This window comes from Kitasatospora sp. NPDC005751 (assembly GCF_040630835.1).
Taxonomy (GTDB): Bacteria; Actinomycetota; Actinomycetes; order Streptomycetales; family Streptomycetaceae; genus Kitasatospora.
In genome coordinates, this window is sequence record NZ_JBEXYC010000020.1 from 56,420 (window position 1) to 81,797 (window position 25,378).

A 25,378-nucleotide genomic window follows, 5' to 3' on the forward strand; every position below is an offset into this window, starting at 1 on the left:
GGAGAAAGCCGACCGGCCGGTCCTTACCCTCGGTCACCTGCGCCTTCCGCCCTGGCCGCGCACCCTACTCGCCGGTAGGGTGTGGCCCACTCAGCGGTCCACCCTCCGCCGGGCGACTCCGCGGGAGCCTCCCGGCGAGATCCGAGAGAGACGAGAGCGAGCATGACCGAGCAGAGCACCGCCCCCAGGGTCGCCGTCGTCACCGGCGCCGCACGCGGCCTGGGCGCCGCCACCGCCGAGCGGCTGGCGGCCGACGGCTACGCCGTCGCCGTGCTGGACCTGGAGGAGGCGGCCGGCCAGGACGCCGTCGACCGGATCACCGCCGCCGGCGGCCGGGCGATCGCCGTCGGAGCGGACGTCTCGGACGCCGGACAGGTGCAGGCCGCCGTGGACCGGATCGCCGCCGAACTCGGCCCGCCGGTCGTCCTCGTGAACAACGCGGGCGTGCTGCGCGACAACCTGATCTTCAAGATGTCCGAGTCCGACTGGGACACGGTCATGAACGTTCACCTCCGCGGCGCCTTCCTGATGACCCGCGCGGTGCAGAAGCACATGGTGGACGCCGGCTTCGGCCGCGTGATCAACCTGTCCTCCTCCTCGGCCCAGGGCAACCGCGGCCAGGCCAACTACTCCGCCGCCAAGGCCGGTCTGCAGGGCTTCACCAAGACCCTCGCCATCGAACTCGGCCGCTTCGGCGTCACCGCCAACGCGGTCGCCCCCGGATTCATCGCCACCGACATGACGGCGGCCACCGCCGCCCGGGTCGGGATGGAGTTCGAGGAGTTCAAGAAGGCCGCCGCTTCGCAGATCCCGGTCCAGCGGGTCGGTGTGCCCGAGGACGTCGCGCACACCATCTCGTTCCTGGCGAGCGAGGGCGCCGGATTCGTCTCCGGCCAGGTCATCTACGTGGCCGGCGGTCCCCTCGACTGAGCCATCGAACCTACACAGGGTTACCACGGAGTGGGAACCGGCGTGGCCGGTCTCCCACTCCGTGCGTTTTGCCCGCCCTTGGGAACGGGCGATCGGTGTTCGCCTGCACATTCGATGGGGGAAAATCAGGAAATCGGACCGGAGCGAGGGCGATCCGGTCATTCAAACGCCGCTCCGAAGAATTCCGAATTCCACCGGGAGTCACGCCGGTCCACTGGGTAGGGTCACCCGCGTGCGAGCGCCGAGTGAATTGCAGGAGAACCCGACCACCCGCGGCAAGCGCTCCCGCCGCACCTCCGGAGAACCCGGCTGGCCCCCGCTCGGCCGACGGCGCGCGGGGCTGCTGGCCCTCACCTCGCTCGGCTACCTGATGGTGGTCGCGGGCGTCCTCCTCGACACCCCGCTGGTCGACCTCGACTGGGCGGTGCGCCTCGCCCGCCCTTACGAGCGGTGGCCCGGGCCGCAGCCGCTGCTCGACAACTGGGTGGTGGCCGGGCAGCGCGGCCCGTCCGCCGTCGCGGCCTTCGCCTGGCTCACCTGGCGCGCCCTCCGGCTGCGGCGCCTGCGCCCGCTCCTGGTGATGGGGGCGGCCCTGCTGCTGCTCAACGTCACGGTGGGCGCGGTGAAGATCGTCACCGGCCGGCTGGGCCCCCACTACGCGCACTACGTCGGCTCGCCCGAACTCTTCTCCGGCGGCACCGTATTCCCCTCCGGACACACCGCCAACGCGGTGGTCACCTGGGGCGTCCTGGCCTACCTGGCGGTCCGGTGGCGGCGCGGCGGCGCGGTGCTCGCCGGCGCCACCGCCGCCTCGGTCGGGCTCACCACGATCTACCTGGGCACCCACTGGGTCACCGACGTCCTGGCCGGCTGGGCCGCGGGCCTGCTGGTGCTGCTCTCGCTGCCCCTGCTGGAGCCCCTGGTGACCGCCCTCGAACAGCGGACCGCCCGGCGCCGGGGGCCGGCGCTCACCCCTCCCAGCTGCGTTCCACGACCCCGTCGCGCACCACGAGGTTGAGCCGCCCCTCGCGGTGGTCCATGGTCATCATCGCCCCCGGCTGGAGGACCCGCACGGAGGTCCAGCCGTCCCGGTGGGCCAGCTCCCGCGCCCGCTCGACCCGCAGGCCGGCGTAGCCCTCCGCGTCCGCTTCCGGCATCGCCCCTCCCCCACTCGTACCCGGACGTACGCTGGAATCGTAGACCGGATCCCGTCCGACGGGAGGTGCGCGGGTATGCGAGCCACGACGCCGCGGCGCTGGCGCAGCGGCACCGAACCCAGTTCCGCCCGGAGCGACCTCAAACTGCGCTATCTGCTCTCCCTGACCTTCACCCCGCTGTTCGCCGTCGCGACGGTGGCTTTCGCGATATGGGCCGCCAACGCCCCGGCGTACGGCGCGCCCGGCCGGGGCACGCTCACCGGATTCGCGGTGGCCTGCGGGCTCCTCACCCTGTTCGCCGTGGTCGATCTCGTCATCGTCATCCGGCGCCGCCGGACCGAGCTCTGACGCGGTGTCTCCCACGGAGTGGGAAGTCGGCCCGGCCGACTTCCCACTCCGCCGCGGCCCGGCCCGCTCAGCGGTTGCCGACCGCCTGCTTCACCAGCGTCCGCCCGAAGTCCCACATCAGGCCGCTCCCGCGGTGCGCGTCGTCCATCACGTCGGTGAAGGCGTCGATGAACCGGTCCACGTCCCGGTCGGTGATGATCAGCGGCGGGATCAGCTTGATCACCTCCAGGTGGTCGCCGGAGACCTGGGTGAGGATCCGGTGCCGCTGCAACAGCGGGACGACCACCATCTGGGCGAACAGGCCCTTGCGGGCCGCCTGCAGCGCCGTCCACCCGGTCCGCAGCTTCAGCGACTTCGGCCGGCCGAACTCGATGCCGATCATCAGGCCCCGGCCGCGGACCTCGGCCAGCAGCTCGTACCGGTCGACCAGCGCCGCCAGCCGCTCCCGGAACCGGTCCCCGACGGCGCGGGCGTTCTCCACCACCTTCTCGTCCCGCATCACCTCCAGGGTCGCCAGGCCCGCCGCCATCGCCTGCGCGTTGGAGCCGAAACTGGCCGAGTGCACCAGCACCCGGTCCATCGAGGAGTAGACCTTCTCGAAGATCCAGCCCTTGCCGAGCGTCGCCCCGACCGGGACGTAGCCGCCGGACAGCGCCTTGGCCGCGCAGACCAGGTCGGGCAGCACGCCCTCCTCGTGCTGGTAGGCGAAGAACTCCCCGGTCCGGCCGATGCCGGTCTGCACCTCGTCGCAGATCAGCAGCGCCTTGTGCTCGTGCAGGAGTTCCTGTGCCGCCCGCAGCCAGCCGGGTGGCGGGGCCAGCACGCCCTTGCCCTGGATCGGCTCCACGATCAGGGCCGCGACGTCGCCCTTCTTCAGCTCCTTGGCCAGTGCCCCGAGGTCGCCGAGCGGGATCGCGGTGTCCGGCAGCAGCGGATCGAAGCCCTTGCGGAACCCGCTCTCGCCGTTGACCGAGAGCGAACCGGTGGTCAGCCCGTGGAAGGCGTGGTCGGCGTAGAGCACGCGCCGGCGCCCGGTGGCGTAGCGGGCGAACTTCAGCGCCGTCTCGACCGCCTCGGTGCCGCTGTTGCCGAAGAAGACCCGGTCCAGCCCCGGCGTGTACGAGAGCAGCCGCTCGGCGAGCAGGCCGGGCAGCGGCGAACAGTCGAACCGGACCAGGTCCGGCAGGTCGAGGTCCATCACCTGCTGGACGGCCCCGCGCACCACCGGGTGGTGCCGGCCGAGTGCGAAGATGCCGAACCCGGCGAGCATGTCGAGGTACTCGTTGCCCTCGGCGTCGTAGAAGTACGGGCCCTCGGCGCGCTCGTAGTACTTGTCGAAGCCGATGGTGTGCAGCATCCGCGGCAGCTGCGGATTCAGGTGGCGGCTGTGCAGCTCGTACCGTTCGCCCCCGCGCTCGGCGAGCAGGGCGGCGAGGTCGAAGCGGGGTTCGTTGCCGGGGTCAGCCTGCATGGCGCTGGTTCGCTCCTCGGGTCGGTAGCAGGTTCTTGGCGAAGGCCGCGGTCTGCGCGGCGACCCCGGTGCCGGTCAGCCCGGTCTCCTCCAGGATCTCGCCCCTGGCGGCGTGGCCGAGGAACTCCTGCGGCAGGCCGAGCACCCGCACCGGGACGTCCACGTCGGCGTCCCGCAGCGCCTGGGCGACCGCCGCGCCGACGCCGCCGGTCCGGCAGTTGTCCTCGACCGTGACGACCAGCCGGTGCGCGGCGGCCAGCGCGGGCAGGGCCGGGTCGACCGGCTTGACCCAGCGCGGGTCGACGACCGTCGCGGTGAACCCCTCGGCCAGCAGCAGGCGCGCCGCGTCCAGCCCGGCGCCCGCCATGGTGCCCACCGCGACCAGCAGGATCTCCGGCAGCTCTCCGGTCCGCAGCAGCACGTCGACGCCGCCGATCCGCTCCACGGCCGGGACGGCCGGCCCGATGTTCCCCTTGGGGAACCGGACCACCGTCGGCGCGTCCGTCACCTCCACCGCCTCGCGCAGCTGGGCCCGCAGCTGGTCGGCGTCGCGCGGGGCCGCCAGCCGCAGGCCGGGGACGACCTGGAGGATCGACATGTCCCACATGCCGTTGTGCGAGGCGCCGTCCGGCCCGGTCACCCCGGAGCGGTCGAGGACGAAGGTCACGCCCAGCCGGTGCAGGGCGACGTCCATCAGGACCTGGTCGAAGGCCCGGTTGAGGAAGGTCGCGTAGACCGCGACCACCGGGTGCAGCCCGCCGGTGGCCAGCCCCGCCGCACTGGTCACGGCGTGCTGCTCGGCGATCCCCACGTCGAAGGTCCGCTCCGGGTGGGCCTTGGCGAACTTGGCCAGCCCGACCGGCTGGAGCATCGCGGCGGTGATCGCGACCACGTCCGGCCGCTCGGCGCCCAGCGCGAGCATCTCCTCGCCGAACACCGACGTCCAGGAGACCCCGGCACTGGGCGCGATGGGCAGGCAGGTGTACGGGTCGATCGGGTTGACGGCGTGGAAGCGGTCCGCCTCGTCCTGCTCGGCCGGACCGTAGCCGCGGCCCTTCACGGTCAGGCAGTGGACGATGACCGGGCCGCCGAAGCCGCGAGCCTGGCGCAGCGCCTGCTCGACGGCGCCCAGGTCGTGGCCGTCGATCGGGCCGAGGTACTTGAGCCCGAGGTCCTCGAACATGCCCTGCGGGGCGAAGGCGTCCTTGAAACCCTTCTTGGCGCCGTGCAGCGCGTCGAAGATCGGCTGCCCGACCAGCGGGGTGCGCTGCAGCGCTTCCTTGCCGAGGGCGAGGAAGCGCTCGTACCCCTGGGTGGTGCGCAGCGTGGCGAGGTGGTGGGCGAGACCGCCGATGGTCCTTGCGTAGGAGCGCTCGTTGTCGTTGACGACGATCACCAGCGGGCGGTCCCGCGCCTCGGCGATGTTGTTGAGCGCCTCCCAGGCGAGCCCGCCGGTGAGCGCGCCGTCACCGATCACCGCGATGGTCTGCCGGTCGTGCTGGCCGAGCAGCTGGGCGGCCTTGGCGAGGCCGTCGGCGTAGGAGAGGGCGGTGGAGGCGTGCGAGTTCTCGACCAGGTCGTGCTCGGACTCCGCGCGCGAGGGATAGCCGGACAGGCCGCCCCTGGAACGCAGTTTCGAGAAGTCCTGCCGCCCGGTGAGCAGTTTGTGGACGTAGCTCTGATGGCCGGTGTCCCAGACGATCCGGTCGTAGGGCGAGTCGAACACCCGGTGCAGCGCGATGGTCAGCTCCACGACCCCGAGGTTCGGGCCGAGGTGGCCTCCGGTCCGGGTGACGGCATCGATCAGGAAGGCGCGGATCTCGTCGGCGAGGAGCGGGAGGTCGGCGGCCGGGATCTTTCTGAGGTCGGCCGGGGACGTGACGCCGGAGAGCAGTGGCATGTGTTCACCTCACGACTCGGAGCAGTGCTGTGGTGCCCCCCTGTGGCAGGACCGCCCGGCACGGGGGCGACCCCGTGCCGGGCGGGGCGCGGTCAGTGACCGCGGTTGGCGCCGACGGTCTCCGTGAGCGCGCGCAGCGACTCCTTGAGCGAGCCCATGGTGGCGAGGACGGCGGTCGGCTCGTAGCCGCAGTGCGCCATGCAGTTGGCGCAGCGCGCGTCCTTGCCGCGGCCGTACTTCGACCAGTCGGTCTTCTCGATCAGTTCGCGGTAGGTGGGCACGTACCCGTCGGCCATCAGGTAGCAGGGGCGTTGCCAGCCGAAGAGCGAGTAGTTGGGGATGCCCCAGGCGGTGCACTCGAAGTCGACCTTGCCCTCCAGGAAGTCCAGGAAGAGCGGGCTGTGGTTGAGCCGCCAGCGGCGCCGGTTGCCGCCGGAGAAGGTCTTGCGGAAGAGCTCCCTGGTCTGCTCCACGCCGAGGAAGTGCTCCTGGTCGGGCGCCTTCTCGTAGGCGAACGCCGGGGAGATCATCATCTCGTCGACCTTGAGGTCGTCGTTGAGGTAGTCCAGCACGTCGATGATGGTCTGCGGGGTGTCGGTGTTGAAGAAGGTGCTGTTGGTGGTGACCCGGAAGCCGCGCCGCTTGGCCTCCTTGATCGCCTCCACCGCCTCGTCGAAGGTCCCCTCCTTGGCCACCGAGGCGTCGTGCCGCTCGCGCAGGCCGTCGATGTGCACGGTGAAGGTGAAGTACGGCGAGGGGGTGAACTTGTCCAGCTTCTTGCGCAGCAGCAGCGCGTTGGTGCAGAGGAAGACGTACTTGCGGCGCGCCACCAGCTGGCGGACGATCTCGTCGATCTGCGGGTGCATCAGCGGCTCGCCGCCGGCGATCGAGACCATCGGGGCGCCCGACTCCAGCACCGCGCCGACCGCCTGGGCGACCGGCATCCGCTGCTTCAGCACACCCGCCGGGTGCTGGATCTTGCCGCACCCCTCACAGGCGAGGTTGCAGGCGAAGAGCGGCTCCAGCTCGACGATCAGTGGGAACTTGTCCCGCCGCTTGAGCTTCTGCTGCATGAGGTAGGTGCCGACCCGCACGGTTTGGCGCAACGGCATGGCCATGGCTAGCTCGCCTCCTGAGGGAGCGTCGAGGGTGTGGGGTGGTTGAGGCTTGCGGACCGCGGGCCTGCCTGCCGCGGCCGGTTCTGCTCGTGCCAGTCGACGAGCGCGGGCACGGTGGCCCGCAGCGTCCGCCAGGCGCGGACGCCGGCCGGCAGGGTGCCCGGGCGCAGCAGCTCGCGCTCGGGGGTGTCGACCACCACCCGCAGGACGGCGGCGGGCAGGGCCGGGCGGATCTCCTGGAGGGCGGCGAGGACCGCCGCGGCCTCCATGTCGACGGCGAGTGCGCCCTGCAGGTGCAGGGCGCGCCGCTCCAGACCGCGCACCACGTGGTCGGCGGTGTGGTGCACGCCGGTGTGGGCCGTCAGCCCACGCGTCTTCAGCGCCCGGCTGAGCCCGGGCCCGGAGTCGACCGCGAAGAGGTTCCCCTCGGCATCGCGCACGCCGTCCGCAACGATCACGTCACCGGGTGTTATTCCCGGCGCGACGGCCGCGCCGAAGCCGGCCACCACGACGGCGCCGTAGCCGCCGGGGGCCGAGGTGAGCAGCCGTCTGACCGTGTGGGCGGCCCGGCGGCGACCGACACCGGTGCGGACCAGTACCGGCGGCCCGCCGGCGGCGCCGCGCCAGTCCCCTCCGCGCAGGGCCCAGACCTCGGGGCCGAGTGCGCAGAGCACCAGCAGCGGAGCGGGCTTCACCGGGCCGCCCCGATCACCGGGCTGCCGCCGGCCGGGGCGCCCTTGGCGCCGGGGACGCTGTCCCGGCCGGTGGCGGGAGTGCCGTGCAGGTACCGGCCGAGCGCGGTGACCGGGAAGACCAGCCGGTAGAGGTGGTAGTTGATGGAGAAGTCCCACGGGAAGCCCGTCCCGGTGAACTGCGGCTCGTCCCAGGTGCCCTCGGGCAGCTGGGTGCGGGCCAGCCAGTCGACCCCGCGCACGACCGCCGGGTTGGCCCGGCCGTCCGGGCCCTCGCCGGCCGCGAGCAGCGCCATCAGCGCCCACGCGGTCTGCGAGGCGGTGGAGTCGCCGCGCCCGGCCCAGCGGGCCGGGTCCTCGTAGGAGCGCATGTCCTCGCCCCAGCCGCCGTCGGTGTTCTGCCGGTCCTCCAGCCAGCGGACGGCGCGGCGGATCGCCGGGTGCTCGTCCGGGACGCCGGCCGCGACCAGGGCGGGCAGCACCGAGCCGGTGCCGTAGATGTAGTTGGTGCCCCAGCGGCCGAACCAGGAGCCGTCGGCCTCCTGGTTGCGCAGCAGCCACTCCACGCCCCGGCGGGTACGGGGGTCCTTGCCCTTGCCGACCTCGGCGAGCATCTCCACCACGTGGGCGGTGACGTCGGCGGACGGCGGGTCGACCACCTCGCCGAAGTCGCAGAACGGCAGCTTGTTGGGCAGGGTGCTGGTGTTGTCGACGTCGAAGGCGCCCCAGGCGCCGTTCTTGGACTGCATGCCGAGGTTCCAGCCGACCCCGCGGTCGACCGCGCCGGTCACCTTGGCGGGATCGGGGTGGGCCACCCGGCGCAGGGCGAGCACCACCTCGGCGGTGTCGTCGATGTCGGGGTAGGTGTCGTTCTCGAATTCGAACGCCCAGCCGCCGGGGGCGAGCGAGGGCCGCTGGACGGACCAGTCGCCGCGCCGGGTGATCTCCTCGGCGAGCATCCAGTCGACGGCCGAGACCAGCGCGGGGTGATCGGCCGGCAGCCCGGCGTCGGCCAGCGCGATGGTGGCCAGGCAGGTGTCCCAGACCGGGGACTGGCAGGCCTCCAGCCAGCGCCGGCCGTCCTCGGTGTGCACGGTGAAGCGGTCGAAGGAGGAGAGCCCGGCCTGCATCACCGGATGGTCGAGTTCGTAGCCCTCCAGGTGCAGGGCGATCAGCGAGTAGACGGCGGGCGGCTGGATGCCACCCCAGCAGCCGTCCGCCTCCTGCCGTTCGACGATCCAGCGGCAGGCCTGCGAGAGGGCGAGCCGGCGCAGTGGGCGCAGCGCCCGGCGGTGGTAGGCGTGCAGCACCTTGTCCAGGCGTTCGAAGACGCCGTCCCAGGTGGTGGCGGGGGCGAGCGGGCGCTCGGGGAAGGGGTGCTCCGGGTCGGTGTGCAACTCGGTCAGCGGGAACGGCGCGGGGCGCACCGGGCGGTGCGCCGAGACGATGGTGAGCGGCACGATGGTCTGCCGGGCCCAGCATCCGAAGGCGTAGATGTTCAGCGGGAGCCACTTGGGCAGGAAGATGATCTCCGGTGGCATCTCGGGCAGCCGCGCCCAGGGCCACCAGCCGAAGAGGGCCAGCCAGATCCGGGTGAAGACCCGGGCGGCCGCGATGCCGCCGGCGGACCGGACGTAGCGGGCGGCGGCGAGCATGTGCGGGGCGTCGGGATCGTCACCGGCGAGCTTGAGGGCGACGTAGGCCTCGACCGTGGTGGAGAGCTCCGCCGGTCCGCCGTGGAAGGTGGACCAGGTGCCGTCCTCCCGTTGCTGGGAGCGGATCCACTCGGCGGTGGCCTTGGTCTGCTCCTCCGTCCGGATCCCGAGGAACTGCCGGAGCAGTAAGTCCTCGGCGTCCATGGTGACGTTGGTCTCCAGGTCGCCCTTCCACCAGCCCTCGGAGCTCTGCAGCGAGAGCAGGTGGGTGGTGGCGCGCGCCAGTGCCTCCTCGGCCGAGAGCGGACCGTCCTGCTCCTGGTCGGGCCGGTCGGCCGACCGCCCGGCGCTCAGCAGCGCCGGGGGGCGGTCGCCCACCGCGACCGGCTCGGAATCGTACTCAGGGTCGAGCCGGCCGTCCGCGGTTGCTGTCAACGTAACGTCACCTCTCTCGTACCACCACGAATTCGGCGAGTGCGACGAAGTGCTCGCGCACCACATCGGGCATGGGCACCTCGTCCAGAGCGGCGAGGGCAGTCGTGTGCTGGCGGCGGGCCTCCTCCTGGGTCCAGGCGCGGCCGCCGGCCTCCTCGATCAGCGCGGCGCGGGCGGCGAGCTCGGGCTCGCTCTCCTCGCCGCGCCCCGAGGGGTCGGCCAGCTGTTCGGCGAGCCGGCGCGAGGCCGAGCCGCCCTCGGCGAGGGCCGCGGCCACCGGCAGGGACTTCTTGCGCTGGCGGAGGTCCCCCCAGTGCGGCTTTCCGGTGACCTCGGTGGCGCCCCAGATGCCGAGCAGGTCGTCCACCGCCTGGAAGGCCAGTCCGAGGTGGTGGCCGTAGCGCTGGAGGGCGTCCGAGACCCGGTCGTCGGCGCCGGCCAGGACGGCGCCGATCGCGGAGGCGGCGGCGAGCAGGGCGGCGGTCTTGCCACCCTCCATCTCCAGGCACTCGGCGACGGTGACGCTGTCCCGCTGTTCGAAGGCGACGTCCATGGCCTGGCCGTCGATGAGCCGACGGGTGGCGGTGGTGAGGAGCCGGACGGCGCGCGCGGCGTCGGTGGGGCTCGTGCCACCGGCGGTGGCCGCGTCGAGCAGCACCTCGGTACCGAGCGTCGCCAGGGCGTCGCCCACCAGGATCGCCTGGGCCGGTCCGAAGACCGTCCAGGCGGTGGCCCGGTGCCGTCTGGTCTCGTCACCGTCCATCAGATCATCATGGAGCAGGGAGAAGTTGTGCACCAGTTCAACGGCCACCCCACCGGGCACACCGGCCTCCGCCGGGGCGCCGACGGCCTGGGCCGAGAGCAGCGCCAGGGCGGGGCGCACGGCCTTGCCGCCGTCCCCCGCGGCCGGCGTGCCGTCCCGGTCGATCCAGCCGAAGTGGTAGGCCCCGACGGTGTCCATCGGTGCGGCCAAACGGGCGACGGCGGCCCGCAACGGCGGGGTGCAGAGCGTGCGGCTGCGGGCGAGCAGCTCCGGCACCGAGACCGGTTCGGCGTGCGCCGTGCCTCCGACGGCAGTGCCGGTGCGTGACTCCACGTGCGTTCCCTCTCCCTGGTGGTGCCGGGCCGCGCGGGACGGCCGGGCGCTTGCGATGTCGATGAGACCGGTGCGGCCGGCGGTGGGGCGGCCGGATCTCGCGGGGTCGCCGGGACCGGCGGCGGGGCCCTGGGTCACCGGGGCCACCTCCCGTCGCCGCGGTCCACCGGGAGCCGGGTACCGGCGCCGGCGAGCGCCGCGTCGGCCGCGGCGTGGCCGCTGCGGACGGCGCCCTCCATGGTCGCGGGCCACCCGGTGGCCGTCCACGCGCCGGCCAGCAGCAGGCCGGGGACGTGCGTGCGGGCTGTCGGGCGGACGGCGGCCGTGCCCGGGGCCGGGTCGAAGGTGGCGGTGCGCTCGCGGGTGACGAAGAAGTCCAGCACCTCGGCCCCGCCGGCGGCGGGGAGCAGCCGGGCCAGCTCGGGCAGGTAGCGGCGGCGCAGCTCGGCCACCGGCAGGTCGATCTCGTCCTGGACGGCGGACTGGGAGAGCGCCAGGTACTGGGCCCCTGGGTGGGCCCGGCCCAGCTCGGTGGCGGCCAGCCCGGAGTGCGCGGTGCGGTCGAAGACCCACTGCACCGGCGAGCCGAGCGCGGCGAAGAACGGGCGCCGCAGCACCTTGCGGTCGTAGACCACGTGCACGTTGAGGATCGGCGCGGTGCCGAAGCCGGCCAGCCGCTGCTGGGCGTCGACGGCGTCGGGCGGCAGCAGGGCGGCGGCGGTGTCCTGGGCGCCGGCCAGCACCACCGTGTCGGCCATGAGCAGCTCGCCGCTCTCCAGCCGGACGGCGTGCTGCGGGGCGGACGGCTTGAGCTCGGTCGCCCGGGCTCGCAGCAGTACCTTCACGCCGGCGCGCTCCAGCTCGGCGAGCGCCCGGTCGTGGTGGATCACGCCGAGCGGGACGGCTGCCATGCCGATGTCGGAGGCGCCCGGATCGGAGAGCAGGCCGGTCTTGAAGACCATCGCGGCCAGCGCCAGCGACACCTGGTCGGCCCGGGCGTTCAGGGTGGCCACGCCGACCAGGTCCCAGAGCGCGGCGATGGTGCGCTCGTTCTGCCCGTTGCGGCGCAGCCAGTCACCGAACGAGACCGCGTCCAGCGCCGGATCGGCGAGGTCGAGGCCCTGGAGCGCGATCGCGCCGCGGACCACCCGGGCCCGGTCGGCGGGCGCCAGGTGCGGGTAGGTGGCCAGGCTGGCGGCCAGGTGCAGCGGGACGGGCAGGCCCGCCCGGCGGAGCCGGCCGAGCGTGCGCACCGGCGCGGCCGCGGGCCCGGACACGCCGAGCACCGGGACGTCCAGCCGGTCCTGGAGGTGGACCAGCCGGCTCGCGCCGAGCCGGTCCAGCAGGCCCCGGTAGGCGGTGCAGCAGCGCAAGTAGACGTGCTGGCCGTTGTCGACGGTCAGCTCGCCGCGCTGGAACGAGAAGGCCAGGCCGCCCAGCCGGGGACGGCCCTCGACGAGGGTGACCCGGTGGTCGGCCTCGGCCAGCCGGAGCGCGGTGGTGATGCCCGCCAGGCCGCCGCCGACCACGACGGCGGCCGGGCGCGCGGCATCGGCTCGCCCGGTCATCGGCCCTCCCCCTCGCATCCGGCGCCCGACCCGGTCCGGTCCGGGGCGCTCGTGGTCAACACGGTCGTGCCCAACACGGTGGTCAACACGGCTCTACCCATAAGTGATTCCCCGCTGACACAGCGTGACAGAAGTGCGGCGAGAATCAAGAACGCCCCCCGGCGAGCCCGGAAAGCGCCACGTACGCCTTCTCCCAGCCCGGCAGCGAGACCCGGCCGCGCAGCACCGACTCCGGGTCGGCCGCGATCCGGCCGAGCAGCCGGTGGTAGATCCCGGCCATCGCCGCGGTGCAGGCGCGGCTGCGGCGGTCGAGCATCGGCAGCAGCCGCAGGCCCTCCTCGAAGGCGGCCTGGGCCCGGGCGGCCTCGAAGGCGACCAGACCGGTGAAGTCGGCGCCGGCCGGCGGCCTGGGCAGCGCGAAGCCCCGCTCGCAGCCGAACCGGACGAGGTCCTCGGCGGGCAGGTAGGTGCGGCCGTTGAGGGCGTCCTCGCGCAGGTCGCGCAGGATGTTGGTGAGCTGGAGCGCCAGGCCCAGCGTGTCGGCGTACCGGGCCCCGCGCTCGGGGTCGTCGCAGCCGTACACGCCGAGCGAGATCCGGCCGATCGCGCCGGCGACGCAGCGGCAGTAGACCTTGAGCTCCTCGTACGTCTGATACTCGGCGCCCTTGAGGTCCATCTCGACGCCGTCGATCAGCTCGTCGAAGCCGCCGAGCGGGATCGGGAAGCGCCGGGCGGTGTCCGCCAGGGCGACCTTGATCGGGTCGGTGTCGTCCTCCGACACCGACCCCGCGCGGATCTCGTCCAGCAGCTCCCGCGTGCGCAGCAGTGCCTCGGCCTTGCGGTCCGCGGGGAGCTCGCCGTCGCCGATGTCGTCGACCCGCCGCGCCAGGGCGTACAGGGCCGACATGGCCAGCCGCTTCGGCTCCGGCAGCAGGCGGATGCCGTAGCTGAAGTTGCGGGCCTGCAGTCCGGTGACTGCCTCGCAGTACCGGTACGCCGCCATGACCTGCGCCGACGCCAGTGGTGATGCCGCCACTCGGGCGTTCACCTTCCCTTCGCGAAGATGGCCGCCGCCTTCGCTGCGAGGCGGCGCTTGTCGGGCTTCGTCTGCTGGGCGAGCACGTCGTACCCGGCGCCCTCGATGGCGGCCAGGGCCGCGTACCCGCCGGCGGTGAATCCCGCCAGGAGCAGTCGAAGCCTCCCCCGAACCGTACCTACCAACGGCGCACCGCGGTCCAGCAGGGTGCGGGCCCGTCCGACCTCGAAGGCGACCAGCTCACGCACCGCGTCGCCGGCGGACGGGGCGGCGAGATCGGCCTCGGTGACGCCGAAGCGGGCCAGGTCCTCGGCCGGGAGGTAGATCCGGCCGCTGGCGAGGTCCTCGGCGACGTCCTGGAGGTGCTCGACCACCTGGAGGCCGCTGCAGACGGCGTCGGAGAGCTCGATCCGCTCGGGCGTGGAGACGCCCGCGATGGCCAGCACCAGCCGGCCCACCGGGTCGGCGGAGAGCGTGCAGTAGCCGACCAGGTCCCGGTAGGTGGCGTAGCGGGCGGTGGTCTGGTCCACCCGGTTGGCCTCGATCAGACGGCGGAACGGCTCCGGGGTCAGCGCGTGCCGGTCCACCAGCGGGACGAGCGCGCGCATCAGCGGGTGGCGGGGCGCCTCGGCGGCCGCGGGGCGCAGGGCGGTCTCGAAGACCCGGTCGAGGTCCCGCTCCAGCCCGTCGAGCAGTGCGAGCCGGAAGGCGACCTCCTCCGGACCCGGCGGGGCGGGCTGGGCCGAAGGGGTGATGGCGGGGGGCCGCCCGGGCACCCCGAGCAGCCGGGCGGCGCCGGCCGGGTCGGCGAGGTCGCCGTCGCCGGCGTCGTCCACCAGGCGGGCGAAGCCGTAGACGGCCATCAGGTCGTCGCGCCAGGCGGCGGGCAGGAAGAACGGGGCGACCGGGAAGTTCTCCGCGCTCGCCTTGTCCAGGGTCACTCCCGCTGGACCGTCCGCCGTCCCGTCGCCGGGCCGGGACTCACTACTGGGCTGGGCCGAAGCCGACACTGCTGTCACTCCCCCGTTCTACACCGCTCGGTACGACCGGCCCGAGTCGGACACGCGTCCGATATCGGGGGTCACCTGCGACACACCACCCCCGCGCCTTACAGCCTGACACCACCGCCCGCGCCGGAAAAGGGCGCCCCACCCGGCGCGCGGGGCGCTCACCCGGGCAGCGGCGGGCCACCCGGGGGACGGCGGGCCACCCGGGGTCGGGCGGGCCGGGGAACGACGGAGGGCCGGCGGCCGGGCTGCCCCGGTCACCGGCCCTCCGTGCGGGGCCCTCGCGGTCCTACGGCCGGTCGCCGCGCTCGTAGCGGCTCACGACCTCCTCGGTCGGGCCGTCCATCACCAGCTCGCCGGCCTCGATCCAGATGGTCCGCTCGCAGACCTCGCGGATCGAGCTGTTGTCGTGGCTGACCAGGAAGACCGTACCGGCCGAGCCGCGCAGCTCGTCGATCCGCTTCTTGCTGCGCTGCTGGAACGCCTGGTCGCCGGTGGCCAGCGCCTCGTCGATCAGCAGCACGTCGTGGGTCTTCGCCGCGGCGATGGAGAACCGCAGGCGGGCGCCCATGCCGGAGGAGTAGGTGCGCATCGGCAGGGAGATGAAGTCGCCCTTGTCGTTGATGCCCGAGAACTCGACGATGTCCTGGTAGCGCTCCCGCACCTGGGCCGGGGTCATCCCCATCGCCAGGCAGCCGAGGACGACGTTGCGCTCGCCGGTGAGCTCGTTCATCAGCGCCGCGTTGACGCCCAGCAGCGAGGGCTGGCCGTTGGTGTAGATGCCGCCCTTCTCGGTCGGCAGCAGGCCCGCGATGGCGGCCAGCATGGTCGACTTGCCGGAGCCGTTGGAACCGATCAGGCCGATCGCCTCGCCCTTGTACGCGGTGAAGCTGATCCCGCGCACCGCGTGCACCTCGCGCACGCCCGCGGAGCGCTTGCGGCTGATGATCCGGCTGATCGCGGAGGTGGCGCTGCCCTTGCCGGAGCCGGCGCCGTGCACCCGGTAGACGATGTGCACGTCGTCGACGACGACGGTGGGCTCGCGCGCGACGTCGCTGTCCTGCACGGTCAGGCCCTTTCGCAGGTCGGTGTCAGCCACGGCCGTACTCCTCCTCGGCCTTCCAGAAGAAGACGTATCCGATCACGAACATCCCGACCGCCCAGGCGATGCCGTACGCCCACTGGTGCGGCGGGAGCACCTGGTGCTGGGGGACGTGCTTGTTGTAGATGACCGGCGCGAAGGCGTGCCGGACCAGGTCCATGTAGACCGAGGCCGGGTTGAGCTGCATCACCTTCTGCCAGAACTCCGGCCAGCCGTTGATCTTGTCCTGGATGCTGAACATCACGCCGGAGAGGAACATCCAGGCGCGCATCGCGAACGGGATCAGCTGGGAGATGTCACTGGTCTTGGAACCGATCCGCGCCATCACCAGGGCCACCCCGGTGTTGAACATCGACTGCAGGACGAGCGCCGGGGCCACCGCGAGCCAGGTCCGGCCGGGCTCGATGCCGCTGGCCAGCACCACGCCGACCAGCACCACCATCGAGATCATCAGCTGCTGGAGCTGGATCACCGTGAAGGCGATCGGCAGCGAGGCACGCGGGAAGTGCAGGGCCCGGATCAGGCCGAGGTTGTCGGAGATGGCCCGGGTGCCGGACTGCACCGCGTTCTGCGTGAACTGGAAGACGAAGACACCGATGCAGAGCCACGCGGTGTACGTGCCGTCCGGGAACCCGTCCTTGCTGCGCAGGATCACACCGAAGACCAGGTAGAACACCGCGCAGTTCAGCAGCGGAGTCACGACCTGCCAGAGCTGGCCGAGCTTGGCGTCGGTGTACTGGGCCACCAGGCGGGCGGTGGCGAAGGCCCAGATGAAGTGCCGGCGGGCCCACAGCTGCTTGGTGTAGGCGACGAGGCCGGGTCGTCTGCCGCTGACCGCGAGACCGTACTTGTCCGCAAGCTGCTTGGGGGTCAGGCCCGCGTCCGCCCCCCTCGGGGCTGAGAGGCTGACGGGTTCACTCACTGTCGACACATTCGTCCTTCGCGCGGGATCGTCGGGGAGGCCGGTCGACGGGGGTCCGCCGGCCTTTCGCCGAGGGGGATCCACTCGGATCACGGGGGAGTCCGGCCGGTGCGTGGTCACCGGCCGCTGCGATCGGACGACCGTACGACGACTGAACCGTACGGTTCAAATCATCGCGGGGCCGCCCGACCGTACGATCAGATGACCGGCGGTCGGCCCAGCCTGGTCAGTCGCCAAACGGTACGCCATCGCATGGGCCGCCGCGTACCGCAGGGTTCGCGCCAGCCCGCCCGGAACCCGCCCCACCAGGCCTTCAGCGCCTCCGGGGAGGGGCGGCGGGCCAGGGTCAGCAGGAACCAGGTTCCCAGATAGAGAGGCACGAACAGGGCCGGAAGGTTCCGTCTCGCGAGCCACACCCTGTTGCGGGCCACGTTGTGGAAGTACGTGGCGTGCCGGGCGGGCGAGGTGGTCGGGTGGTGGAGCACCACGTCCGCCCGGTAGTCGATGGCCCAGCCGGCGTCCAGCGCGCGCCAGGCGAGGTCGGTCTCCTCGTGCGCGTAGAAGAACTCGGCGGGCAGCTGGCCGGCCTGTTCGAACACCGTGCAGCGCACGGCGCTCGCGCCGCCCAGGAAGGTGGTCACCCGGGAGGAGCGCAGCGGGTCGCTGGCGCGCAGCCGGGGGACGTGCCGGCGCTGGGTGACGCCGGTGTCGGGGTCGGCGATCCGGAAGCTGACGATCCCCAGCTCCGGGTCGGCGCTGAAGGCCTCGCGCAGCAGCCGGGCCGAGTCGGTGCCCGGGAGCCGGCCGTCGTCGTCCAGGAAGAGGACGGCGTCGACCTCCCGGCCGTCCTTGCCGAACAGCTCGATGCCGACGTTGCGGCCGCCCGGGATGCCGAGGTTCTCCGGCAGCTCGACGCTGCGCACGCCCGGCGGTAGCGGCGGCAGCGGGGCGCCGTTGGCGACCACGGCCAGTTCGACGGTCGGGCCCTCCTGGGCGCGGACCGACTCGATCAGCGCGTTCAGCTCGGCCGGGCGGTTGCCCATGGTGATGATGACCGCGCCGAGCCGGAAGGTGTCGGCGGCGGCCGGGAGGTGCTCCGTCACGGCGCTCACCGGAGCCTGCTGGAGAGGACGATGCTCAGCAGGTGCAGCACGGTCTGCAGCATCGCGATCGCGGCCAGCACGACCACCGCGAGCCGGGTGAAGAGCAGCCCGCCGTGCACGGCGTCCGCGACGCCCGCGGCGAGGATGAGCAGCGAGGCCTCGACCGCGCCCACCAGCCGGTGGAACTTGAGGAAGGAGGCCGCCCGGCGGGCCCTGGCCACGCCGGAGGAACGCGGCACCGAGGCGCTGTCCTCGACCGCCGTGAGACCGCTGCGGGCCCGGGCCACGTCCACCAGGTCCGTCTCGGACTTGATCAGGATGGCGCCGAGCGCGGCGAGCGTGCCGAGGAAGGCCCACTCCCAGTGCGAGGCGGTGCCGCTCCGGTGGAAGAGGTCGCAGCCGCGCAGGCCGAGACCGGTCAGGAGGGCCGCCTCGGACATGTAGTGGCCGACCCGGTCCAGGTAGACGCCGGTGAGCGAGGTCTGCCGGCGCCAGCGGGCGACCTCGCCGTCCACGCAGTCCAGCAGCAGGTAGACCTGGATGAGCAGGGCGCCGAGGACCGCGCCGGTGAGGCCCGGGACGATCAGCGCGGCACCGGCCAGGATGCCGGTGAGCATCATCAGGTAGGTCAGACCGTTGGGCGTGATCGCCGTCACGGTGGAGAGCACGCGGGTGATCCGCAGCGAGATCCGCCGCATGTAGAGGCGGCCCGCCCAGTGCTCCGCGCTGCGGCGCTGGAGCATGCCCTCCGGGTGGATCACCGCGCGCAGCTCCTCGACGGAGGGGCGGCGGGTCAGATCCACCGGGGCCGGGGGCGAGCCCTTCGTGGCGGGGTCAGCTGTTGACGGCTTGGACATAGTCGGCGTACGCGTCCCTGATCGCTGAGGGGGAGAGGTCGAGGTGCTCAAGAATGGTGAAGCGGCCCGGGCGGGTGTTCGGAGCGTAGTGCACCGCCTCGGTGAACTCCGCCTCGGTGAAGCCGATCTGAGCTGCGGTCACCGGCAGGCCGTGGCGCGACAGGCGCTCCACGATCAGACCGGTCAGCTCGCGCTCGCCCCGCAGGAAGCTGGCGAAGGCGGCCCCGAGGCCGACCTGTTCGCCGTGCTGGGCGGATCGCTTGGGATACAGCACGTCCAGGGCATGCGAGATCTCGTGGCAGGCCCCCGACGAGGGCCGGGTGCTGCCGGCGATGTTCATCGCGATGCCGGACAGTACCAGGGCTTCCGCGAGCGCTGTCAGGAGGTCCTGATCCTGAAGGTTTCCTGGGTGTCGCAGCAGGTTCTCGCCCGCCGAACGGGCCATCGCCACGGCCAGTCCGTCCACCGGCTCGCCGGTCTCGGCCTGGGACAGCTCCCAGTCCGCGCAGGCGGAGATGTTGGAGACGACGTCGCCGATGCCGGCCGCCACGAAGCGCGGCGGAGCCTGCCGGATCACGTCGAGGTCGACCACGATGCCGATCGGGCCGGGCACGCCGTAGGACCCCCGGCCGGCGTCGTTGTCGAGGGTGGAGACGGGAGAGCAGATGCCGTCGTGCGCGAGGTTGGTGGCCACCGCGACCACCGGCAGGCCGACCCGCGCGGCGGCGTACTTGGCGGCATCGATGATCTTGCCGCCGCCGAGGCCGACGATCGCGTCGTAGTGGCCGCCGCGCATCGCGTCCGCCAGGCGCACCGCGCTGTCGAGGCTGCCGTCGTCGACGTTGTACCAGTCGGCGCCCGGCAGGGCCGGCTCCAGCCGCTCGCGCAGCACCGCCCCGGAGCCGTTGCTGATCGCCACCGCGATCCGGCCCGAGGTGGAGAGCCGCTGGTCGGCGAGGATCCCCCCGAGGGCGTCGAGCGCCCCCGAGCGGATCTCCACGAAGACCGGCGACGGCACCAGCCGCGTCAGTACTGGCACGCGATCTCCCGCGCCTTGGCCAGGTCGTCGTGGTTGTCGACCTCGACCCAGGAGACCTCGCCGATCGGCTGCACGTCGATCCGCAGACCGCGGTCGACCATCTCCTGGTAGCCGTCCTCGTAGTACAGCTGCGGGTCGCGCTCGTAGGTGGCGCGCAGCGCGTCGGTGAGGTCGGCGGCGGCCGACGGGTTGATCACGGTGAGGCCGATGTACTCGCCGGTCGCCTCGGCCGGCTCCATCAGCTTGGTGATGCGCCGCATGCCGGTGGCCGGGTCGACGACGACCTTCATCTCCTCGTCGGCGAGCTTCTTCACCGTGTCGAGGGCGAGCAGGATACCGGGGGCGCGGCCCTCCTCGGTGAGGCGCCGGTTGCCCTCCAGCATGGTCCGCTGGACGGAGGCCGGGTGCACGGTGTCCCCGTTGGCCAGCAGCAGGCCCTCGCCGAAGAGCTCGCGCGCGCACCAGAGGGAGTAGGCGTTGTTCCACTCCTCGGCCTTGTCGTTCTCGACCAGGGTGAGCTTCACGCCGTACTTCTGCTCCAGGGCCGCCTTGCGGTCCTGGACCGCCTCCTTGCGGTAGCCGACGACGATCGCCGCCTCGCGCAGGCCGACCTCGGCGAAGTTGCCGAGGGTGAGGTCCAGGACGGTCCGCTCCCCGTCGACCGGCACCAGCGCCTTCGGCAGGGTGTCGGTGTACGGGCGCAGCCGGCGGCCGGCGCCGGCTGCCAGAACGAGGCCGATCATGCGGGGTCTCCTGATCCGTCGTGCTGTGCTGATCCGTCGGGCCGAACGCCGCAGCCGCCCGGCGGGCTGTGCGCTGCCGCAAGCCGCCGGACCGTGCGCCGCCGCAGGCCGTCGGGGTGGCGCGCCGATGCCGGCGAGGATGCGGGCACCGTGTCATCAGTGATGGTAGGCGACCGTGGCGACCAGCCCGAACGCGGCCGGTGGCCCGGGCGGACGCCGGGTCCGGCGGCGGTGAAGGAGGGGTGCCGTCGGGGTGTCCGTTCACCGTCCGCACGCCGTCGGAATCGAACGGGCGCCGAACGCGTTCCGAACGCCTCTGCTAATCCGTCGCCCATTCCGATACCGGGAATGGTGCGGGAACGGTCATGATCCGCCCTGTTGTGTGTGGGACGCCTGCGGACCGCCACCCGTACGGCAGACTGGGGCACGACGCCACCGGTGCTCCCATTGCCCCCGAAAGAGGCCTCATGCCCCAGAGTCCGCCGACCAGCCCGACGCACTTCACCTCGGAGATCGACACCGGTCTCGACGTGGAGACCGACGTGACGGCCGACCCCCGAGCCGCGGCCGGAGCGCCCGCCGGCACCGAGATCCTGCTGGAGCTCGTCGACGACGAGGGCGTCACGATCGGCACCGCCGAGAAGCACTGGGCCCACCAGCAGCCGGGCCGACTGCACCGGGCGTTCTCGGTGTTCCTCTTCGACCGCCAGGGACGGCTCCTGCTCCAGCGCCGGGCCCTCGGCAAGTACCACTCCCCCGGCGTCTGGTCGAACACCTGCTGCGGCCACCCGTACCCCGACGAGCCGCCGTTCGTCGCCGCGGCCCGGCGCACCGCCGAGGAGCTGGGCGTCGCCCCCGCGCTCCTCTGCGAGGCCGGCACCGTCCGGTACGACCTGCCGGACGAGGCCTCCGGCCTGATCGAGCGGGAGTGGAACCACCTGTTCGTCGGCCTGGTCACCGCCGACGTCGTGCCCGACCCGGACGAGGTGGACGACTTCGCCTTCGTGTCCGCGCAGGAGCTGCGCGAGCTCCAGGAGGAGCGGCCGTTCTCGGTGTGGTTCCGGACCGTCTTCGAGGCCGCGCTGCCCGGCATCCGCGAGATCGCCGGCCGGGACTGGTAGGACCACCCGCTACCGCGCGTCCTCCCGGGGGATGGGCAGCGAGGCCCAGACCACTTTGCCGCCCTCCCCCGTCCGCTCCACGTCGCAGACCCCGCCCGCCTGCAGGGTGACGCTCTTCACCAGCAGCAGCCCCCGCCCGCCGGTCCGCCCGGCGTCGCTCTCCAGGGCCTTCGGCCGGTACGGGTCGCCGTCCTCGACCGACACCCGGACCCAGCCCGCTCCGACCACGAGTTCGGTGGTCACCTCCGGCGACAGCTCGGCGGCGTGCGTCACGGCGTTGCCCACCAGCTCCGAGACGATCAGCAGCAGGTCGTCCACCAGCTCCTGGTAGCGCACCCCCGCCATCCCCTGGGCCAGCAGCCGGTCCCGCACCGCGTGCCTGGTCCGCGGCACCGAGGCCTCCACCGCCGGCACCGGGAACCGCCACACCCCTTCGGCCGGCCCGCTCCCGGCGCGTCCGGATGCCGGGCATCCGGACGCCACACGTCTGGGCTCGGCCTCCGCCGCCCCGCTGATCTGCTCCACGTCCAGCCGCCCTTCGTCCGCGACCCCGGGAATCAGGCGTTCCGCTCATGGCGCCCTCGGTCCACAGAGGCTAGGAGAGCCGCCCCCGGCACGGCCGCACCGTCGACAACTTGCCCGTGTCGGACCACTCCCGCCCGTTCCCGACCGCCCGCCGGTCACAGTCCGACCGCTTCCCGCCCCTGAACCACCGCTTCGCTCAGTCCTGCGACCCATCCCCGCCACCCCGGTGGTCCCCACCCGGGGAAACGCAGGTGAGAAGCACTCCAGAACCCTGGTAATGTTCTCTCTGTCGCCGAGGGGGCGAGCAGAAAGCCCCCGAAGCACACACCCTGTCCGGGTGGCGGAATGGCAGACGCGCTAGCTTGAGGTGCTAGTGCCCTTTATCGGGCGTGGGGGTTCAAGTCCCCCCTCGGACACCAGAACAATTCCCCGCAGGAACTCGAAAGAGTTCCTGCGGGGAATTTCTTTTTGCCCGGACGGGTCGGCGGGAGCCTGCGCCGGCGGCTCTGCGGGAATGGGGCGGCACGGGCGGGTGCACAGGGACACAGGGGGCACAGGGAGCACAGGGGGCACTGCGGATCAAGGCCGCCCGGGGTCCGTACGTGTCCGATCTTCGGACACGAGATGGCAACAATCGGATGATCTGAGCTTCATCTGAGGTTTTCGTCCCATTTCGCACCATAGTCTGCTGTGCGTTTGTCCGGAACCCCAGGAGACAGAGGACCGATACGTTGAGCGCGCCTGAGTCGACGACGGCTTCCCATCAGCACTACCGCCGTTCGCTCGGCACCATCAGCCTCACCGCCGTGGGCCTCGGCTCGATCATCGGCTCCGGCTGGCTCTTCGGTGCCGAGCGGGCCGCCCGGCTCGCCGGACCGGCCTCGATCGTCGCCTGGGTGATCGGCGCCGCGGTCGCGCTCACCATCGCGCTGACCTACAGCGAGCTCGGGTCGATGTTCCCCAAGGCCGGCGGGATGGTGCGGTACGGGCAGTACTCGCACGGCTCGCTCGCCGGGTACCTGGCGGCCTGGGCCAACTGGATCGCCATCGTCTCGGTGATCCCCGGCGAGGCCACCGCCTCGGTGCAGTACATGAGCTCCTGGCACTTCGGGTGGGCGAAGGGCCTGTTCGACGGCGAGGAGCTATCGGTCAGCGGGGTCGCCGTGGCGAGCGTGCTGCTGGTCGGCTACTTCGCGCTGAACTGGTTCGCGATCACGCTGTTCGCCAAGACCAACACCGCGATCACCGTGTTCAAGGTGGTCGTGCCGACGCTGACCGCGGGCGCCCTGCTGCTGGCGCACTTCGACACCGCCCACTTCACGGACCACGGCGGCTTCGCGCCGAACGGCTGGAGCGCGGTGTTCACGGCGGTCGCCGTCTCCGGCATCGTCTGGGCCTTCAACGGGTTCCAGTCCCCGCTGAACCTGGCCGGCGAGGCCCGCGACCCCGGTAAGTCGCTGCCCAAGGCCGTGATCGGCTCGATCCTGATCGCCCTGGTGATCTACGTCGCGCTGCAGGTGGCCTTCCTCGGCGCCGTCCCGACGGCGGACCTCAGCAACGGCTGGAGCGGGCTCGGCTACACCTCGCCGCTGGCCGACCTGTCGATCGCCTGGGGCCTCAACTGGCTCGCGCTGCTGCTGTACGCGGACGCCTTCGTCTCCCCCAGCGGCACCGGCATGATCTACGCCGCCACCACCTCGCGCATGATCCACGGCGTGCAGGAGAACGGCCACCTGCCCAGGATCTTCGGCCGGGTCGACCCCAGGACCGGCATCCCGCGCCCGGCCCTGCTGCTCAACCTGCTGATCGCCTTCCTCTTCCTGGCGGTCTTCCGCGGCTGGGGCTCGCTCGCCGAGATCGTCTCGGTCGCCACCGTGATCTCGTACGTCACCGGCCCGGTCGCGGTGATGGCGCTGCGCCGCCTCGCCCCCGAACTGCCGCGACCGGTCCGGCTGCGCGCGATGCCGGTGATCGCCCCGGTGGCGATGGTCTTCGGCTCGCTGGTGCTCTACTGGGCCCGCTGGCCGCTGACCGGCAAGGTCATCCTGCTGATGGCCGCCGGCCTGCCGATCTGGGCCTGGTACGAGCTGCGCAAGCCGTGGGCCGAGCTCAAGCCGCACCTCAAGGCCGGCGCCTGGATGATCGCCTACCTGTTCGTGATGGCCGCCGTCTCCTGGGCCGGCAGCGCCGACTTCGGCGGCCGGGGCTACCTCCCCGAGGGCTGGGACCTGCTGATCGTCGCCCTGATCGGTCTCGCCTTCTACCGCTGGGGGGTGGCCAGCGCCTGGGCCAACCCCTCGCTGGCCGCCGTCAAGCGGGAACTGGCCGAGACGGCCGCCGCCGATGCCGCCGATGCCGCCGGCCCCGCGGCCACCCTGCCCCGCCAGACCGGCGAGGCCTCCCGGGTCTGACCGACCCGCCGCACCACGCCGAAGGGGCGTGCCGACCCGCCGGCACGCCCCTTCGGCGTGGTGCGGACGCGTGCGCCGGGGTGGTCAGCCGCGGCGGGCGCGGCGGATGGCGGCGGTGAGGACCGGGGGGAGGAGGTCGCCCGCGACGCGTTTGGCGACGTTGGCGGGGCGGCGGCGTTCGGCGGCGCGGGCGCGGCGGACGGCGAGGTCGACGTCGGCCTCCTGCTGGGCGCGCAGGGCCTCCGCCTCCGCCCGTTCCGCCTCCCGGCGGGCGGCCTCGGCGGCCAGCCGGTCGTGGTGGCGCGAGGGGCGGAACGGGGCGATGCCGTGGGAGCTGCCGCCGACCCGGACCACCCGCTGGCCGTTCAGGTGCTCGACGGCGAGCTGGACGCCCTCGGCCAGCCCGGTCCGGTCCAGCAGGGCGCGCCGGGCGGGCTCCGGATCGCCCCAGGTGCCGTAGAACTTGCTCTCGCTCAGCACGATCGGGGTGAGGCCCCCGTTGAACACCGCCTCCCAGGTGGCGGCGGCGACGCCCGGGGTGTGCGCGGAGCGGTAGTCGTCCAGGACCACCACGCCCTCCGGCTGGAGCGCTGCCCGGGCCACCCGGAGGTCGTCCACCACGTGCTCGTAGAGGTGCGAGGCGTCGATGTGGACGAAGCGGAACGCGCCGGCCGGGAGGCGGCCGTCGGCCAGTGCCGAGGTGGGCGCCTGGATGATCTCGGGCAGTGCGTCGTGGAAGGACAGGTAGTTGGACTCGAACGCCTTCCGGGTGAGCGACTTCCGGTAGGACATGGACATCTCGGCGGCGTTCTCGTCGTCCGGGGCGTCCGAGTCGAAGAGGTCGCAGACCGTGAAGGTCTCGGTGGGCTGCCGGTGGTCGCCGATCACGATCGCGCTGCGCCCCAGGTAGGCGCCCATCTCCAGCAGGTCCCCGGTGACGCCCGCCTTCTCCTGGCGGTCGAGGAACCACTCGAAGAGGTGGCGGTCGTGGTCCCAGAACCAGCCGGGGACGTCGTCGAGCCGGCCCGGCTCGGTGGGCCGGTACTGCTCGGCGCTCAGCGCGGCGTCGGTCACGAAGTTGCTCCTCACACGGTGCGGACGACCACTGGGAACGACCTCCGGCGCGGACCCGCCCGCCGCAC

The 25,378-nt window shown here is 72.7% G+C and carries 23 protein-coding genes and 1 tRNA gene; 6 read left to right on the top strand and 18 right to left on the bottom strand.

What is annotated here, in order from left to right; translation table 11 throughout:
• Window positions 1-162 precede the first annotated feature (162 nt).
• Together fabG and ABZ497_RS19815 are read left to right on the top strand one after the other, a co-directional pair.
• Window positions 163-930 (top strand): 3-oxoacyl-ACP reductase FabG, encoded by a 768-nt coding sequence (gene fabG / locus ABZ497_RS19810; protein ID WP_329490731.1) that lies wholly within the window; start codon window positions 163-165, stop codon window positions 928-930.
• Between the two features lie 232 nt (window positions 931-1,162).
• Window positions 1,163-1,948 (top strand): phosphatase PAP2 family protein, encoded by a 786-nt coding sequence (locus tag ABZ497_RS19815; RefSeq protein WP_359806903.1) that lies wholly within the window; start codon window positions 1,163-1,165, stop codon window positions 1,946-1,948.
• Here ABZ497_RS19815 and ABZ497_RS19820 read toward each other — a convergent pair.
• Window positions 1,899-2,087: an I78 family peptidase inhibitor gene (locus ABZ497_RS19820; protein ID WP_359806906.1), complete on the bottom strand. Its 189-nt coding sequence runs from the start codon at window positions 2,085-2,087 to the stop codon at window positions 1,899-1,901. The genes ABZ497_RS19815 and ABZ497_RS19820 overlap by 50 nt on opposite strands.
• 75 nt (window positions 2,088-2,162) lie before the next feature.
• On the opposite strand from ABZ497_RS19820, the gene ABZ497_RS19825 reads away from it, so the two are divergent.
• Window positions 2,163-2,435 carry a DUF6343 family protein gene (locus ABZ497_RS19825; protein ID WP_359806909.1) on the top strand — a complete coding sequence of 91 codons (273 nt, stop codon included), beginning with the start codon at window positions 2,163-2,165 and terminating at the stop codon, window positions 2,433-2,435.
• A 67-nt stretch (window positions 2,436-2,502) separates the two neighbouring features.
• On the opposite strand, the gene ABZ497_RS19830 is transcribed toward ABZ497_RS19825, so the two are convergent.
• The 15 genes from ABZ497_RS19830 to ABZ497_RS19900 form a co-directional block, all read right to left on the bottom strand.
• Window positions 2,503-3,906 carry an aspartate aminotransferase family protein gene (locus tag ABZ497_RS19830; protein ID WP_359806911.1) on the bottom strand — a complete coding sequence of 468 codons (1,404 nt, stop codon included), beginning with the start codon at window positions 3,904-3,906 and terminating at the stop codon, window positions 2,503-2,505.
• Entirely contained in the window at window positions 3,896-5,806 is a 1,911-nt protein-coding gene (dxs, locus tag ABZ497_RS19835; protein WP_359806913.1) for a 1-deoxy-D-xylulose-5-phosphate synthase, read from the bottom strand. The genes ABZ497_RS19830 and dxs overlap by 11 nt, the downstream gene beginning before the upstream one ends.
• Before the next feature lie 92 nt (window positions 5,807-5,898).
• Entirely contained in the window at window positions 5,899-6,924 is a 1,026-nt protein-coding gene (hpnH, locus tag ABZ497_RS19840) for an adenosyl-hopene transferase HpnH (RefSeq protein ID WP_329490725.1), read from the bottom strand.
• Between the two features lie 2 nt (window positions 6,925-6,926).
• The gene (locus tag ABZ497_RS19845) at window positions 6,927-7,619 is read right to left on the bottom strand and encodes a 1-hydroxy-2-methyl-2-butenyl 4-diphosphate reductase (protein ID WP_359806916.1); all 693 of its coding nucleotides are present in this window, start codon (window positions 7,617-7,619) and stop codon (window positions 6,927-6,929) included.
• Window positions 7,616-9,628, bottom strand: coding sequence for a squalene--hopene cyclase (gene shc, locus ABZ497_RS19850; protein WP_329492350.1), 2,013 nt, complete (start codon window positions 9,626-9,628; stop codon window positions 7,616-7,618). The genes ABZ497_RS19845 and shc overlap by 4 nt, the downstream gene beginning before the upstream one ends.
• 85 nt (window positions 9,629-9,713) lie before the next feature.
• Window positions 9,714-10,745, bottom strand: coding sequence for a polyprenyl synthetase family protein (locus ABZ497_RS19855; protein ID WP_329492349.1), 1,032 nt, complete (start codon window positions 10,743-10,745; stop codon window positions 9,714-9,716).
• Between the two features lie 191 nt (window positions 10,746-10,936).
• Window positions 10,937-12,370 (bottom strand): hydroxysqualene dehydroxylase HpnE, encoded by a 1,434-nt coding sequence (gene hpnE / locus ABZ497_RS19860; RefSeq protein WP_329490723.1) that lies wholly within the window; start codon window positions 12,368-12,370, stop codon window positions 10,937-10,939.
• Between the two features lie 145 nt (window positions 12,371-12,515).
• Window positions 12,516-13,373, bottom strand: a complete 858-nt coding sequence (hpnD, locus tag ABZ497_RS19865; protein WP_329492348.1) for a presqualene diphosphate synthase HpnD — start codon at window positions 13,371-13,373, stop codon at window positions 12,516-12,518.
• Window positions 13,374-13,414: 41 nt separating this feature from the next.
• On the bottom strand, window positions 13,415-14,347 hold the full coding sequence (gene hpnC / locus ABZ497_RS19870) for a squalene synthase HpnC (RefSeq protein ID WP_359806920.1): 933 nt from the start codon (window positions 14,345-14,347) through the stop codon (window positions 13,415-13,417).
• 355 nt (window positions 14,348-14,702) lie between these two features.
• Window positions 14,703-15,512, bottom strand: coding sequence for an ABC transporter ATP-binding protein (locus ABZ497_RS19875; RefSeq protein WP_329490721.1), 810 nt, complete (start codon window positions 15,510-15,512; stop codon window positions 14,703-14,705).
• Entirely contained in the window at window positions 15,505-16,446 is a 942-nt protein-coding gene (locus ABZ497_RS19880) for an ABC transporter permease (protein WP_359806924.1), read from the bottom strand. Before ABZ497_RS19880 ends, ABZ497_RS19875 begins: the two co-directional genes overlap by 8 nt.
• A gap of 188 nt (window positions 16,447-16,634) precedes the next feature.
• On the bottom strand, window positions 16,635-17,480 hold the full coding sequence (locus ABZ497_RS19885; protein ID WP_329492347.1) for a glycosyltransferase: 846 nt from the start codon (window positions 17,478-17,480) through the stop codon (window positions 16,635-16,637).
• 65 nt (window positions 17,481-17,545) lie between these two features.
• A complete protein-coding gene (locus tag ABZ497_RS19890) occupies window positions 17,546-18,283 on the bottom strand; it encodes a CDP-alcohol phosphatidyltransferase family protein (protein WP_329492346.1) in 738 nt (245 codons plus the stop codon).
• A gap of 91 nt (window positions 18,284-18,374) precedes the next feature.
• A complete protein-coding gene (locus tag ABZ497_RS19895) occupies window positions 18,375-19,436 on the bottom strand; it encodes an iron-containing alcohol dehydrogenase family protein (protein WP_329490719.1) in 1,062 nt (353 codons plus the stop codon).
• Complete coding sequence (locus ABZ497_RS19900; RefSeq protein WP_329490718.1) at window positions 19,424-20,179, bottom strand: phosphocholine cytidylyltransferase family protein; 756 nt, start codon at window positions 20,177-20,179, stop codon at window positions 19,424-19,426. Before ABZ497_RS19900 ends, ABZ497_RS19895 begins: the two co-directional genes overlap by 13 nt.
• Before the next feature lie 467 nt (window positions 20,180-20,646).
• Between ABZ497_RS19900 and idi the strand changes: the two genes are divergently transcribed.
• A complete protein-coding gene (gene idi, locus ABZ497_RS19905) occupies window positions 20,647-21,300 on the top strand; it encodes an isopentenyl-diphosphate Delta-isomerase (RefSeq protein ID WP_359806928.1) in 654 nt (217 codons plus the stop codon).
• 9 nt (window positions 21,301-21,309) lie between these two features.
• Here the strand turns inward: idi and ABZ497_RS19910 are convergent, their stop codons facing one another.
• Complete coding sequence (locus ABZ497_RS19910) at window positions 21,310-21,783, bottom strand: ATP-binding protein (protein WP_329492345.1); 474 nt, start codon at window positions 21,781-21,783, stop codon at window positions 21,310-21,312.
• Window positions 21,784-22,156: 373 nt separating this feature from the next.
• On the opposite strand from ABZ497_RS19910, the gene ABZ497_RS19915 reads away from it, so the two are divergent.
• Both ABZ497_RS19915 and ABZ497_RS19920 read left to right on the top strand, forming a co-directional pair.
• Window positions 22,157-22,244 (top strand) — tRNA-Leu (locus tag ABZ497_RS19915).
• Window positions 22,245-22,556: 312 nt separating this feature from the next.
• Window positions 22,557-24,236, top strand: a complete 1,680-nt coding sequence (locus tag ABZ497_RS19920; protein ID WP_359806931.1) for an APC family permease — start codon at window positions 22,557-22,559, stop codon at window positions 24,234-24,236.
• A gap of 84 nt (window positions 24,237-24,320) precedes the next feature.
• Here the strand turns inward: ABZ497_RS19920 and ABZ497_RS19925 are convergent, their stop codons facing one another.
• Window positions 24,321-25,310, bottom strand: coding sequence for a class I SAM-dependent methyltransferase (locus ABZ497_RS19925; RefSeq protein ID WP_329490715.1), 990 nt, complete (start codon window positions 25,308-25,310; stop codon window positions 24,321-24,323).
• Between the last annotated feature and the right edge of the window lie 68 nt (window positions 25,311-25,378).

Coding starts and splice junctions, on each gene's coding strand:
- fabG (WP_329490731.1), top strand. CDS start 163: ATGACCGAGCAGAGCACCGCCCCCAGGGTCGCCGTCGTCACCGGCGCC.
- ABZ497_RS19820 (WP_359806906.1), bottom strand. CDS start 2,087: ATGCCGGAAGCGGACGCGGAGGGCTACGCCGGCCTGCGGGTCGAGCGG.
- ABZ497_RS19825 (WP_359806909.1), top strand. CDS start 2,163: ATGCGAGCCACGACGCCGCGGCGCTGGCGCAGCGGCACCGAACCCAGT.
- ABZ497_RS19830 (WP_359806911.1), bottom strand. CDS start 3,906: ATGCAGGCTGACCCCGGCAACGAACCCCGCTTCGACCTCGCCGCCCTG.
- dxs (WP_359806913.1), bottom strand. CDS start 5,806: ATGCCACTGCTCTCCGGCGTCACGTCCCCGGCCGACCTCAGAAAGATC.
- hpnH (WP_329490725.1), bottom strand. CDS start 6,924: ATGGCCATGCCGTTGCGCCAAACCGTGCGGGTCGGCACCTACCTCATG.
- hpnE (WP_329490723.1), bottom strand. CDS start 12,370: ATGACCGGGCGAGCCGATGCCGCGCGCCCGGCCGCCGTCGTGGTCGGC.
- hpnD (WP_329492348.1), bottom strand. CDS start 13,373: ATGGCGGCGTACCGGTACTGCGAGGCAGTCACCGGACTGCAGGCCCGC.
- ABZ497_RS19885 (WP_329492347.1), bottom strand. CDS start 17,480: ATGGGCAACCGCCCGGCCGAGCTGAACGCGCTGATCGAGTCGGTCCGC.
- ABZ497_RS19890 (WP_329492346.1), bottom strand. CDS start 18,283: ATGCTCCAGCGCCGCAGCGCGGAGCACTGGGCGGGCCGCCTCTACATG.
- ABZ497_RS19900 (WP_329490718.1), bottom strand. CDS start 20,179: ATGATCGGCCTCGTTCTGGCAGCCGGCGCCGGCCGCCGGCTGCGCCCG.
- idi (WP_359806928.1), top strand. CDS start 20,647: ATGCCCCAGAGTCCGCCGACCAGCCCGACGCACTTCACCTCGGAGATC.